This window comes from Streptomyces sp. SID5469, from assembly GCF_009862865.1.
In the GTDB taxonomy this organism is placed as follows: Bacteria; Actinomycetota; Actinomycetes; order Streptomycetales; family Streptomycetaceae; genus Streptomyces; species Streptomyces avermitilis.
On sequence record NZ_WWIN01000001.1, the window covers coordinates 8,486,897 to 8,498,888 of the forward strand.

Below are 11,992 nucleotides of genomic sequence, written 5' to 3' on the forward strand. Positions count from 1 at the left end.
CATGCGACACGGCTCCATCCCGGGCACCCGAGGGCACGTCAGACCCCTCGCTCTGCTCGGCGACCCCGTCCTGCACGCACCGTGCGAGGAGGTGACCGACCACGGCCCCGAACTGGCCCGCCTCGTCGAGGACATGTTCGCCACGATGTACGCGGCGAACGGGGTGGGCCTCGCCGCGAACCAGATCGGCGTGCCGCTACGGGTCTTCGTCTACGACTGTCCCGACGACGAGGATGTCCGTCATGTCGGACATGTGGTGAATCCGCGTCTGATCGAGGCGGACGGTGTGGTGTTGCGGGGGCCGGAGGGCTGTCTGTCGCTGCCTGGCCTGGAGGCGGGCACCGAGCGGTACGACCGTGCCGTCGTCGAGGGCTTCACGACGGACGGCGAGCCGGTGCGGGTGCTCGGGACGGGGTGGTTCGCCCGGTGCCTGCAACACGAGTGCGATCACCTCGACGGCGGGGTGTATGTGGACCGGGTCTCCGGCTGGCGACACCGAAGGGTGATGCGACAGGCGGCACGGGCCCCGTGGAATCGCCAAAGAGCCCCGGAGCCCCGCTAGGGGTGCGAGACCAACCATGGACGACCGGAACCCGGGATCGGCCAGGGGCGACCAGAACCCGGGACCAGCCACGGACCACCGGGAAACCCGGGACCAGCCACGACGCCCCGAACCCGGGAGGCGGCTCTCAGAACCCAGGGCCGCCGATCTTGTCGCCCGCCGCGGCGAGCCGTCCCCACAGCAGGTCGGCCAGACTCCGCACCAACTCGGCCCGCGAGCACGGCCGTTCGCCCAGCCACCAGTCGCCCGCCGCATGCATCATGCCGACGATCCCGTGCCCCCACACCCGCGCGAGCTGCTGGCTGCCGGGCCCGAGGTCGAGCCGTTCCTCGATGACCTGTGCCAGTTCCTCGCCCATGCGCCGCAGCACGGGAACGGAGTTCTTGCCCGTGTCGAAGCCCTGGTCGCTCTGCGAGCCGCCCTCCGACGGGTGCATCAGGAACCGGTACACCTGCGGCCGTGCCTCGATCGCGGCGAGGTAGGTGTCGAGTGTGGACTCGACGCGCTCCCTGCGTTCCGCGGGTGCGTCGAGCGCGGCCCGCAGCGAGTCGAGCAGGGCGTCGGTGTGGCGCTTGGCGAGGGCGGCGTACAGGCCGCTCTTGTCGCCGAAGTGGCGGTAGAGGATCGGCTTGGTGATGCCGGCCTCCGCGGCGATGGCGTTCATCGAGGCCCCGGGGCCGTCGCGGAGCACCACTCTGTCGGCGGCCTCCAGCAGCTCGCGCCGACGGCGATCGGCGGACCGCTGTTGATCGGTCCGCTGCTGCGTGGTGTCCATGAGCCTCTCCCCACCCGTGCTGTTTTCGGTGACGCCTGCGCAAACTAACACCCACAGGCCTGCTCGTATCGAACGGGCTGCCGAAGGAGGCCCGGGAGTTGACTTTCCCTACTGGTCAGTAACAGACTCTGGTTACCGCAAGTAACACCTTAATGCAGCGCTGGAGGGGACATGGCCGAGTTCACCATGGAGCTCAACGACGAACAGAAGGAGGTCAGGGACTGGCTGCACGGCTTCGCCGCCGATGTGATCCGCCCCGCGGCCGCCGAATGGGACGAGCGTGAAGAGACGCCGTGGCCGGTCATCCAGGAGGCCGCGAAGGTCGGCATCTACTCCCTGGACTTCTACGCCCAGCAGTACTTCGACCCCACCGGCCTCGGCATACCCATGGCGATGGAGGAGCTGTTCTGGGGCGACGCGGGCATCGCCCTGTCCATCGTCGGCACCGGCCTCGCCGCCGTGGGCGTCCTCGCCAACGGCACCGAGGAGCAGATCGGCACCTGGATCCCCCAGATGTACGGCGATGCCAACGATGTCAAGGTCGCGGCGTTCTGCTCCTCCGAGCCCGACGCCGGCTCCGACGTGTCTTCGATGCGCACCCGTGCCGTGTACGACGAGGCCAAGGACGAGTGGGTCCTCAACGGCACGAAGACCTGGGCGACCAACGGCGGCATCGCCAATGTCCACGTCGTGGTCGCGGTCGTCGACTCGGAGCTGGGCTCCAAGGGCCACGCCTCCTTCATCGTCCCGCCGAACACGCCGGGCCTGTCCCAGGGGCAGAAGTTCAAGAAGCACGGCATCCGCGCCTCGCACACCGCCGAGGTCGTCCTGGAGAACGCGCGGATTCCCGGTTCCTGCCTGCTCGGCGGCAAGGAGAAGCTGGACGAGCGTCTGGCCCGGGCCCGCGAGCGGGCCAGGGCGGGGGGCGGCGAGCGCGTGAAGAACGCCGCGATGGCCACGTTCGAGGCGTCCCGCCCGGCGGTCGGCGCCATGGCGGTGGGCACGGCCCGGGCCGCGTACGAGGAGGCCCTGGAGTACGCGAAGACGCGCGAGCAGTTCGGCCGGCCGATCATCGACAACCAGGGTGTCGCCTTCCAGCTGGCCGACATGCGTACGTCCATCGACGCGGCGCGGCTGCTGGTGTGGCGGGCCTCCTGGATGGCGGTCAACGGCAAGCCGTTCACCGCGGCCGAGGGGTCCATGTCGAAGCTGTTCGCCAGCGAGACCGCGAAGAAGGTGACCGCCCAGGCGGTCCAGATCCTCGGTGGCAACGGTTTCACCCGGGAGTACCCGGTGGAGCGGATGCACCGGGATGCCGCGATTTATACAATCTTCGAGGGGACGAGCGAGATCCAGCGGCTGGTGATCGCCCGCACCCTGTCGGGGATGCCGATCCGTTAGTACGCCGCCTGGCGGGGCGCCGCGGTCGGCGGTATCTCAGTGGTGCTTCAGCCTCAGCGGTGTGAGCTGCTGGATGTCGTATCTCGCCCGCAGTTCCTCGATCGCCGCGTGGTCCGGCGGGCCGCCGCTGCCCAGGATCTCCAGGAGTTCGTCGAAGTACCGTTCGTGGTCCGGTGGCGGGGACGCCTGGAAGAACATCTTCGCCGGGGTGTCGGTGGGGTTCGCGAAGGCGTGCGGGCAGCCGGGCGGTACGACGATGACCGTGCCGGGAGTGGCCCGTACCACCCGGGTGCCCGAACGGGACTCCCAGTGCTTCCAGTTGTCGGGCGTGCGGACCCGCGGCTCGAAGGCGAGCACGTCCAGCTCGCCTTCGAGCACGTAGAACAGCTCCTCGCTGCGGGTGTGCACATGCGCGCCCACGTCGAAGCCGGGCGGTACGACCACCTCGAAGCTCGACGCCATCCGTGAGTGCGTGCCGGTCACCTTGAACGTCACGTGCTGGGCGGGCGTCCGGACGACGCGGCCGTGCCCCGGCGGCACGAGGAGTCCTTCGGTGGCCGTCATGAGCCCGCTCACCAGGTCACGGGCAGGGCTTCGGGCCCGCGGATCAACGCACCCTTCTTGAAGGGCACCAGGCCCGGCGGGACCGCGAGCCGCAGCCCCGGCACCCGGTCGAGCAGCGCCTCGACCAGCAGCTCGGACTCCAGCCGGGCCAGCATCCCGCCCACGCAGTAATGCGGTCCGAAGCCGAACGACACATGCGGGTTCGGGCTGCGCGTGAGGTCGATCCGTTCGGGATCCGGGAAGACGTCCGGGTCGCGGTTGGCGGCCAGGTACGACACGTACACCGTGTCGCCCTCCCGGATGCGTACGCCCCGGATCTCGATGTCCTCCGTCGCGATCCGCGAGAGGCCGACCGCGTTGCGGTGCGGGATGTAGCGCAGCAGCTCGTCGATGCCCTGCGGACGGATCTTCGGCTCGGCGCGCAGCCGTTCCGCGAGGTCGGGGCGGGTCAGCAGGATGTAGAACAGCTGCCCGCTGTTGTTGGTGACCGCCTCGCCGCCGATCTGGATGAGCACGGCGAGCCCGACGGCCTCGTCGAGGGTGATCTCGCCGCTGCCCACGGCGGCGCCGAGCAGCGAAGTGACATCCTCGCCCGTGCTGCCGCGCCGCTCGCCGATGAGCCGCTCGAAATGCGCGCCCATGTCGTTCCTGGCCTTCTCGCTGACCTCGGCGCCGTGCGCGGAGGACAGGATCAGCTGGGTCCAGGTGTGCATGCTGTGCCGGTCGGCGGCCGGCACGCCCATCAGCTCGCAGACGACCGCGATCGGGAAGGGGCTCAGGACCGTCTCGACGAGGTCGGCGGGCGGCCCGCCCCGGAGCAGCTCGTCGATCAGCTCGTCGAGCATCCGGCGGGACTTCTCCCGCACCCGCTCCACCCCGCGCGCCGTGAAGGCGGCCGCCACCGAGCGGCGCAGCCGGGTGTGGTCGGGCGGGTCGAGGAACCCGACCGCGCCCGCCGTGGGAATGAAGTGCGGGGCGAGCCGGGTGACCTGCCGCCCCATGACCGCCGCGCGGCTGAACCGGGGGTCGTTGGCGACCATGCGTACGTCGTCGTAGCGGGTCACCAGCCACGCCCAGCCCTCGCCGTTGGGCAGCTGGATCCGGCTGACCGGACCCTCGCTCATCAGCTGGGACAGCACCGGGTCGAACTCCACGCCCGTCAGGTTGAGCGCGGGCCAGTGGCGGACGGGCGGCAGGGCCTCGGTGATCGTTTTCTCGGTCATCTCTCTACGCCTCGTCGGTGCGGTGCCAGCGGCCCAGCGACATCTCGGCGGTGATGCCGGGCCCGAAGCCGGCGAGCATGCCGCGCGCCGCGTGCTCGGCGCCGCCCTCGTCGAAGAGCCGGCGCAGCGCGTCCAGGACGACGGCGCTCGCGATGTTGCCGTACTCGGTGAGCGTGGCCCGGCTGAACCGGAAGGCCTCCGGCGGCACTCGCAGGAACTTGCTCAGGTCGTCCAGGATGCGCGGACCGCCCGCGTGGATGATGTAGAAGTCCAGGTCGGAGGCGTCCCAGCCGTGCTGGCTCGCCAGCTCCTGGAGTGCCGGAGCGAGCGGCTCCATCGTGCCAGGCACCCGCTTGTCCAGCAGGAAGTGGAAGCCGGTGGCGCGGACGTCGTAACTGATCCACTCGTCGGTCTTGGGGATCAGGTACGACGCGTTGCGCTCCAGCGTGATGCCGGTGCCGCCCTTGCCGCGGACGGCCGCGGCGGCGATGCCGTCGCCGAACAGCCCGTTCGACAGGAGTGAGCCGACGCCCAGGTCGGTGGGCTGGTAGCACAGGGAGCAGAACTCGCAGGCCACGATGAGCGCGTTGGCCTGGGGGTAGGCCGTGCAGAAGTCGTGTGCCCGGTTGATCGCCGAGCCGCCCGCGGCACAGCCCAGCTGGGCTATGGGTATCTGCCGGGTGTCGGAGCTGAAGTCCATCGAGTTGATCAGGTAGGCCGTCAGCGAGGGCATCATGAACCCCGTGCACGACACGTAGATGATCACGTCGATGTCGGTGGTGAGCAGCTCGGCCTCGTCCAGCGCCCGCTGCACCACCGCGGGGACACGGGCCTTGGCCTCGGCCTCGTAGACGTGGTTGCGCTCCTCGAAGCCAGGATGCTTCAGCGTCTCCTCGATCGGCTGCACGATGTGCCGGGTGTGGACCCCCGTGTTCTCGATCAGCCGCAGCGCGAGCGGGAGTTGGGGGTGATCGGGGTGTCGGGAGCGCGCCAGTTCGAGCGTCTCCTCCATTGTGATCACGTGTTCCGGGACAGAGACCGCGGGTTTGCACAGCGTCGCCATGGAGGACCTTCTTTCGCCTTCCGGAGGACTCTTCGTCCCCCGGGGGAAGTGGGGCTCACCCACGATCACCCGGGGGAGCGTGGATATCCCGTCGGACTACTCCGTTCCAGCGAGTGACAGTGCGTGACCCCCGCCCGTGACCAGCACATGAGACGCTGGTGGGAGGGCAACAGAGCAGCGAAGCCGAAGGAGTGGCGGCGATGGCGCGGACAGCAAGGGAACTGCTGGAGACGACCACCGGAAGACTCGCCCCCGACCCCCATGCCAACCGGCTGCTGCCGCTGATCGCCCGGGGTGCCGCCCGGCGCACCACACTCGCGGCGCTCGCCCTCGAACAGCGCCATGTGATCGCGGCGGACCGCCAGGCGTTCCTGCATCTGGCACAGCGGTCGGTGAACGAACCGGAGTGCGCCGCGTTCTTCGACATTCTCACGGAGAGTGAGGATCTGGCCGGGGACCGGCTCGCGGCGTACGCCGCCGCCTGCGGGGTGGACGAGGCGTGGACCGCCGCGTACGAGCCCCTCGCGGACTGCCAGACCTATCCGGCGTACGTCGCCTGGCTCGCGCTGAACGGCTCGCCGGCCGACGTGGTGCTCGCGCTGAGCGCCAACTTCGCCACGTGGGGCGGCTACTGCGCGACGATCGCCGAAGCCCTGCGCCGCCACTACGGCTTCGACGACGCGGCCTGCGGCTTCTTCGACCTCTTCGCCGAGCCCGCGCCGGAGCTGGAACAGAAGGCGCAGGCCGCCGTGCAGGCAGGCCTGGACTACGGGCTGGTCGACGAGGACGAGGCCCAGCGCTACGGGCGGCTGCTCCAGGGCTACGAGGCGAGGTTCTGGCACGCCCTGTGGGAGCTGGACCAGCGCACGGCCTGAGGGGCCGCCCGTACGTCAGCCGGCCGTCGTCCCGCTGCTGTGGGCGATGCAGGCCACGTCGATGCGGTCGGCGAGCTTGGCGAGTTCGATGGTGAGCGTCGCCACCGTGTCCTCGTCCAGCCCGTCCTGACCGGCCTCCACCAGATGCAGCCACCGGCCGCCCACCGTGCGCAGCAGCTTGCTGACGTCGGCGGCCGAGACCTGCAACGTGCCGCGGTCGTCGACGATCAGAGGCAGGGTCACTTCGCGGTTCACAGAGGGGATCGTAGCCGCGGAACGCTCACGCTCCGTGCCATACGGTGGTGATGTTGCAGAACTCGCGGATTCCGTGTCCGGACAGCTCACGACCGTAACCCGACCGCTTGACCCCGCCGAAGGGGAACGCGGGATGGGATGCCGTCATCCCGTTGACGAACACGCCACCGGCCTCCAGGTCGCGTACGAACCGGTCGACCTCGGCGTCCTCGCGCGTCCAGACGTTGGAACTCAGTCCGAACGGCGTGTCGTTGGCGATGGCCACCGCCTCGTCGAGATCGGCCGCCCGGTAGAGCGTGGCGACCGGGCCGAACGCCTCCTCGAGGTGGATGCGCATCTCGGGGGTGATGTCGGTGAGGACGGTCGGCGCGTAGTAGTAGCCGCGCTCCGTGTACCCCTCGGGGCGCTCGCCGCCGCACAGCACCGTCGCGCCGTTCTCGACCGCGTCGTCGACCAGCTCCTCCAGATCGGTGCGGCCCTGCTCGGTGGAGAGCGGCCCGACCTCCGTGTCCTCGTCCAGCGGGTCGCCGACCTTCAGCGCCGCCATGCCCGCCGTGAAGCGCTCGGCGAAGGCGTCGAACACGTCCGTGTGCACGATGAACCGCTTCGCGGCGATGCACGACTGCCCGTTGTTCTGGACCCGCGCGGTCACCGCGGTCTTCGCGGCCCGGTCGATGTCGGCGGACGGCATCACGACGAACGGGTCGCTGCCGCCGAGCTCCAGGACCGTCTTCTTGACCTGGTCCCCGGCGACCGAGGCCACGGCCCGGCCGGCCGGTTCGCTGCCGGTCAGCGTGGCCGCCCGGACGCGCGGGTCGCGCAGGATGCCCTCGACGGCGCCGGAGCCGATGAGCAGCGTCTGGAAGCAGCCGTCGGGGAAGCCGGCCCGGCGGAACAGGTCCTCCAGGTAGAGGGCGGTCTGCGGGACGTTCGAGGAGTGCTTGAGCAGGCCCACGTTGCCCGCCATCAGCGCGGGCGCGGCGAACCGGACCACCTGCCACAGGGGGAAGTTCCACGGCATCACGGCCAGCACCGGGCCCAGCGGCCGATAGCGGACCAGGGCGCGCGAGGCCCCGGAGTCCTTCACATCGGAATCGGCCGGTTCCTCGTCCGCGAGCAGCTCCTCGGCGTGGTCGGCATACCAGTGCATCGCCTTCGCGCACTTCGCGGCCTCGGCGCGGGCCTGCTTGACCGGCTTGCCCATCTCGGTCGTCATCACCCGGGCGATGTCCCGCTGGTCCTCGTCGAGCAGGTCCGCCGCCCTGTGCAGCAGCCGCGCCCGCTCGGCGAACGTGGTCGTGCGATGGGTCCGGAACGCGCTCTGTGCCGCCGCGAGCCTGCGCTCGATCGCCTCGGCGTCCAGGGCTTCGTACGTCTTGAGCGTCTCGCCGGTCGCCGGGTTCACCGTCGCGATGGGCATGGCCGACCTCCTGATGCGGGCTGTCCTTCGACCCTCCCGCGCGGCGCGGGGCGGCGCAACGCGAAGGGTGCTCTCAGCCCGAGTGCTCCGCCAGCCGGTCGAGAAACCCCGTCTGCCCCTTCACGATCACGGCGCGCGCCCGGTCCAGGCCGAACCACTCCACCCGGTCCAGCTCGGGGAACTCCTGACTTCGGCCCGACTTCGGCGGCCACTCCATCGTGAAGGTGCCGGGCACCACGGTCGCCGGGTCGAGGTCCGCCTCGATCGCCCACGCGGTGACGATCTTGCCGTTCGCCTGCCGGACCTCGCCGAGCGGCACGGCCTGCCCGTCGGGCGGCGCGAGCCCCAGCTCCTCCTGGAACTCCCGGCGCGCGGCGTCCCAGGCCGGCTCGTCGGGCTCGTACTCGCCCTTCGGGACGGACCACGCCCCGGCGTCACGGCGGGCGAAGAACGGGCCGCCCATATGGCCGAGCAACACCTCGATACCGTCGTCGGTGTGCCGGAACAACAGCAGCCCCGCGCTGCGCTTCCCGCTCACCGGGTCACCTCCGGGTGCGCGGCGAGCAAGGTCTCGACCGTGTCGGCCTCGGCCGGGGTCTTGTCCTCGCGGTACCGGACGACGCGGGCGAAGCGGAGGGTGACGCCGGCCGGGTAGCGGGTGGACTTCTGGAGACCGTCGTACGCGATCTCGACGACGAGTTCCGGCCGTACGGTCACCACGGAGCCGTTCTCCTCGACGGCCAGCTCCGTCAGCCGCTCGGTCTGCCAGGTCAGCATCGCGTCGGTCATGCCCTTGAACGTCTTGCCGAGCATCGCGAAGGACCCGTCCGCGGCGCGCGCCCCGAGGTGCAGGTTGGACAGCTTGCCGGTGCGCCGCCCGTGGCCCCACTCGGCCGCGAGCACCACCAGGTCGAGGGTGTGCACGGGCTTGACCTTCAGCCAGGAGGCGCCGCGCCGGCCCGCGCTGTAGGGGGCGTCGAGGGCTTTGACCACGACGCCCTCGTGGCCGCGCGCGAGCGTGTCGGCGAGGAACGTCTCGGCGGCGGCGCCATCGTCGGGACCGGACACGAGCGCGCGCCGCACGCGCAGCGGCTCGGGCACCAGCCGGGCCAGCTCCGCGTGCCGCTCGGTGAACGGCAGGTCGAGCAGATCCCGTCCGTCGACGGACAGCGCGTCGAAGAACACGGGGGAGACGGGCACCGACGCGGCGGCCGCGGCCACGTCCACGCGCGAGCCCACGCGCCCGGCGATCTCCTGGAAGGAGCGCGGCCGCCCGTTCCCGTCCAGCGCGATGACCTCACCGTCCAGAATGAACCGGTCGCCCTTCAACTCCAGGGCGGCGGCGGTGAGTTCGGGCAACCGGTCGGTGATGTCGTCGAGGGTGCGGGTGTAGATCCGTACGTGGTCGCCGTCGCGGTGGAGCTGGACGCGGATGCCGTCGAGCTTCTCCTCGACGGCACACGCGCCCAGCTTGCCGACGGCCTCGGCCACGGATCCCGCCGTGTGCGCCAGCATCGGCAGCACCGGGCGGCCGACGGTGAGCCGGAAGCCGTCCAGGGCCCCCGGGCCCTCCGCGAGCAGCGCCCGCGCCACCGTCTGGAGCGATCCGGCGAGCATCACCGCCCGTCGTACGTCGGCGGGGGGCGCGCCGGTCGCCTCGGCCAGCCCCTCGACCGCGACCGCGTCCAGCGCGCCCTGCCGCACCTCGCCGGTGAGCAGCCCGCGCAGGAAGGCCTGCTCGACGTCGGTGGCCGCCGCCATCAGCTCGCCCATCAGGCGCCCGCGCCCGGCCTGCGAGCCGGTGCCCGTGACGGCGCCGACCGCTGTCAGCCGGGCGTCCACGTCCCGCACGGTGAGCGACGGCTCCGACGCGGGCGTGACCGGCCGGCCGAGGAGCTTCCAGCCGATGCCGAGCCGCCCCTGCGGAAGGCGTCCGGCCAGATACGGGATCACGATCGGCACGTCGTCCGCGTCGGCGTCCCGGAACAGCTCGGCGAGCAGCGCGATCTTCCGGGACCGCGCCGAGGTGGCGGCGACCTCCCGGGACACATGGGCGAGGCGGCTCAGCAGCATGCAGCCATGGTGCAACGGAGGCGGCCGGTCTACACCCGCTCAGCCGCGTTCTCGGCCTCGCCCGAAGCGGCGGGACCCGCGGCGGCGTCGAGGTCCGCGAAGAGCAGGTCTCCGTTGATCACGGCGCCCGCCCGGTAGCCGCCGCTCGCCGCGTTCACCAGCTGCTCCGCGAATCCGATCGCGTTTCCCGCCGCCCACACGCCGGGCACGGTCGTCAGGCCCGTCTCGTCGACCACCGGATACGTGCCGAACGGTGTCTCCCGCAGCTCGGCGCCCAGCCGGTCGAACAGGTCGGTGCGCGGGACGGCGCGGGGCGCGACGAACAGCACCGAGCGGTCCCGCGTCGTGCCGTCCGCGAGCCGCACCCCGGTGAGCCGGTCCTCGTCCACCTCCAGGCCCGCGACCTCGCCGGACACCAGGGTGACCCCGGCCGCGGCGAGCCGGCGCCGGTCGTCGTGCGTGAGCTCGTCCTCGCCGACCGTGTGCAGGAAGAGGGTCACGTCCTTGGACCACTGGCTGACCATCAGCGCCTGGTGCACGCTCATCGGCGTACTGGCCAGCACGCCGAAGGCCTCGTCGCGGACCTCCCAGCCGTGGCAGTACGGGCAGTGCAGCACGTCCCGCCCGAAGCGCTCGGCGACGCCCGGCACCGGCGGCAGCTCGTCGACCAGGCCGGTGGCGAGGACCAGCCGGCGCGCGTGCACCGTACGCCCGCCCGCGAGCGTCACCTCGAACGCGCCGACGCCGCCTCGGACCACGTCCACCACGCGGCCTTGGACCAGCTCGACGCCGTACCGCCCGATCTCCCGCCGCCCCTCGGCGAGGAACTCGGCGGGCGGCATGCCGTCCCGGGTCAGAAAGCCCTGCAGATGCGCGGCGGGCGCGTTGCGCGGCTCGCCGGCGTCGACGACGAGCGTGTGACGCCGGGCCCGGCCGAGGACCAGCGCCGCGGACAGCCCCGCCGCGCCGCCGCCGACGACAACCACTTCGTACCTCTCGGTCATGGTGACCACCTCCACGGAGAAGGTCGCCCGACCATGACGGTATTGACAAATGGCTTTGCCGATTCTGCAATATGGGCATGAGCGAGGAAGAGCAGAGCGAGGAAGAGCAGAGCGAAGAAGTGCAGACGGACGCGGTTCTGGCCGAAGTCGGGCCGCGGCTGCGGCGGATCCGGAAGGAACGGGGTGCCACGCTCGCGGGGCTGTCCGAGGCGACCGGCATCTCCGTGAGCACGCTCTCGCGCCTGGAGTCCGGGCTGCGCAAGCCCAGCCTGGAGCTGCTGCTGCCCATCGCCCGCGCTCACCAGGTGCCCCTCGACGAGCTGGTCGGGGCGCCGCCGGTGAGCGACCCGCGCGTGCGGGCCAAACCGATCGTGCGGCACGGCCGCACCCACTGGCCGCTCACCCGGCAGCCCGGCGGTCTACAGGCGTTCAAGGTGCTCGAACCCCAGCGCAAGCTCGAACCGGATCTGCGGACACACGAGGGCTACGAGTGGCTCTATGTGCTCTCCGGGCGGCTGCGCCTGGTCCTCGGCGAGCACGACGTGGTGCTCGGACCGGGGGAGGCCGCCGAGTTCGACACGCGGGTGCCGCACTGGTTCGGGTCCACGGGTGAGGGCCCGGCGGAGTTTCTGAGTCTGTTCGGGCCGCAGGGGGAGCGGATGCACGTACGGGCCCGTCCCACCCGTTCGTGACGCACGCGACTGTTCCCTGATGGGCAAGCGACCGCTTAGTATGCGATCGACCCCGGTCAGACGAGCAGTCCCGTGGAGGCCCCGC

13 protein-coding genes are annotated in these 11,992 nt (G+C 71.2%); 4 read left to right on the forward strand and 9 right to left on the reverse strand.

Annotation, left to right across the window (positions count from 1 at the left end; all coding sequences use genetic code 11):
• The first annotated feature begins 1 nt into the window (after position 1).
• A complete protein-coding gene (def, locus tag GTY58_RS36975; protein WP_010988521.1) occupies positions 2-562 on the forward strand; it encodes a peptide deformylase in 561 nt (186 codons plus the stop codon).
• A 127-nt stretch (positions 563-689) separates the two neighbouring features.
• Here def and GTY58_RS36980 read toward each other — a convergent pair whose 3' ends face one another.
• Positions 690-1,337 carry a TetR family transcriptional regulator gene (locus GTY58_RS36980; protein WP_037647044.1) on the reverse strand — a complete coding sequence of 216 codons (648 nt, stop codon included), beginning with the start codon at positions 1,335-1,337 and terminating at the stop codon, positions 690-692.
• A gap of 171 nt (positions 1,338-1,508) precedes the next feature.
• On the opposite strand from GTY58_RS36980, the gene GTY58_RS36985 reads away from it, so the two are divergent.
• Entirely contained in the window at positions 1,509-2,738 is a 1,230-nt protein-coding gene (locus GTY58_RS36985; RefSeq protein ID WP_010988523.1) for an acyl-CoA dehydrogenase family protein, read from the forward strand.
• 36 nt (positions 2,739-2,774) lie between these two features.
• Here GTY58_RS36985 and GTY58_RS36990 read toward each other — a convergent pair whose 3' ends face one another.
• Genes GTY58_RS36990 through GTY58_RS37000 form a run of 3 tightly spaced genes read right to left on the reverse strand, consistent with a single transcriptional unit; the run spans position 2,775 to position 5,588 of the window.
• Complete coding sequence (locus GTY58_RS36990) at positions 2,775-3,302, reverse strand: cupin domain-containing protein (protein WP_010988524.1); 528 nt, start codon at positions 3,300-3,302, stop codon at positions 2,775-2,777.
• A gap of 8 nt (positions 3,303-3,310) precedes the next feature.
• Positions 3,311-4,525 (reverse strand): cytochrome P450, encoded by a 1,215-nt coding sequence (locus tag GTY58_RS36995; protein WP_010988525.1) that lies wholly within the window; start codon positions 4,523-4,525, stop codon positions 3,311-3,313.
• A 4-nt stretch (positions 4,526-4,529) separates the two neighbouring features.
• Positions 4,530-5,588: a type III polyketide synthase gene (locus tag GTY58_RS37000; RefSeq protein ID WP_010988526.1), complete on the reverse strand. Its 1,059-nt coding sequence runs from the start codon at positions 5,586-5,588 to the stop codon at positions 4,530-4,532.
• Between the two features lie 200 nt (positions 5,589-5,788).
• Here GTY58_RS37000 and GTY58_RS37005 point away from each other — a divergent pair, with 200 nt between their 5' ends.
• On the forward strand, positions 5,789-6,463 hold the full coding sequence (locus GTY58_RS37005) for a hypothetical protein (protein WP_037647046.1): 675 nt from the start codon (positions 5,789-5,791) through the stop codon (positions 6,461-6,463).
• Positions 6,464-6,478: 15 nt separating this feature from the next.
• Here GTY58_RS37005 and GTY58_RS37010 read toward each other — a convergent pair whose 3' ends face one another.
• From GTY58_RS37010 to GTY58_RS37030, 5 genes are all read right to left on the reverse strand, one after another.
• Positions 6,479-6,718: a DUF6213 family protein gene (locus tag GTY58_RS37010; RefSeq protein WP_010988528.1), complete on the reverse strand. Its 240-nt coding sequence runs from the start codon at positions 6,716-6,718 to the stop codon at positions 6,479-6,481.
• Between the two features lie 25 nt (positions 6,719-6,743).
• Entirely contained in the window at positions 6,744-8,138 is a 1,395-nt protein-coding gene (locus GTY58_RS37015) for an NADP-dependent succinic semialdehyde dehydrogenase (RefSeq protein WP_010988529.1), read from the reverse strand.
• Between the two features lie 73 nt (positions 8,139-8,211).
• Positions 8,212-8,676, reverse strand: coding sequence for an NUDIX domain-containing protein (locus GTY58_RS37020; protein ID WP_010988530.1), 465 nt, complete (start codon positions 8,674-8,676; stop codon positions 8,212-8,214).
• The gene (locus GTY58_RS37025) at positions 8,673-10,211 is read right to left on the reverse strand and encodes an ATP-dependent DNA ligase (RefSeq protein WP_010988531.1); all 1,539 of its coding nucleotides are present in this window, start codon (positions 10,209-10,211) and stop codon (positions 8,673-8,675) included. Before GTY58_RS37025 ends, GTY58_RS37020 begins: the two co-directional genes overlap by 4 nt.
• Before the next feature lie 29 nt (positions 10,212-10,240).
• On the reverse strand, positions 10,241-11,215 hold the full coding sequence (locus GTY58_RS37030) for an NAD(P)/FAD-dependent oxidoreductase (RefSeq protein ID WP_037647047.1): 975 nt from the start codon (positions 11,213-11,215) through the stop codon (positions 10,241-10,243).
• 77 nt (positions 11,216-11,292) lie between these two features.
• Between GTY58_RS37030 and GTY58_RS37035 the strand changes: the two genes are divergently transcribed.
• Positions 11,293-11,907: an XRE family transcriptional regulator gene (locus tag GTY58_RS37035; RefSeq protein WP_042494639.1), complete on the forward strand. Its 615-nt coding sequence runs from the start codon at positions 11,293-11,295 to the stop codon at positions 11,905-11,907.
• Positions 11,908-11,992 lie beyond the last annotated feature (85 nt).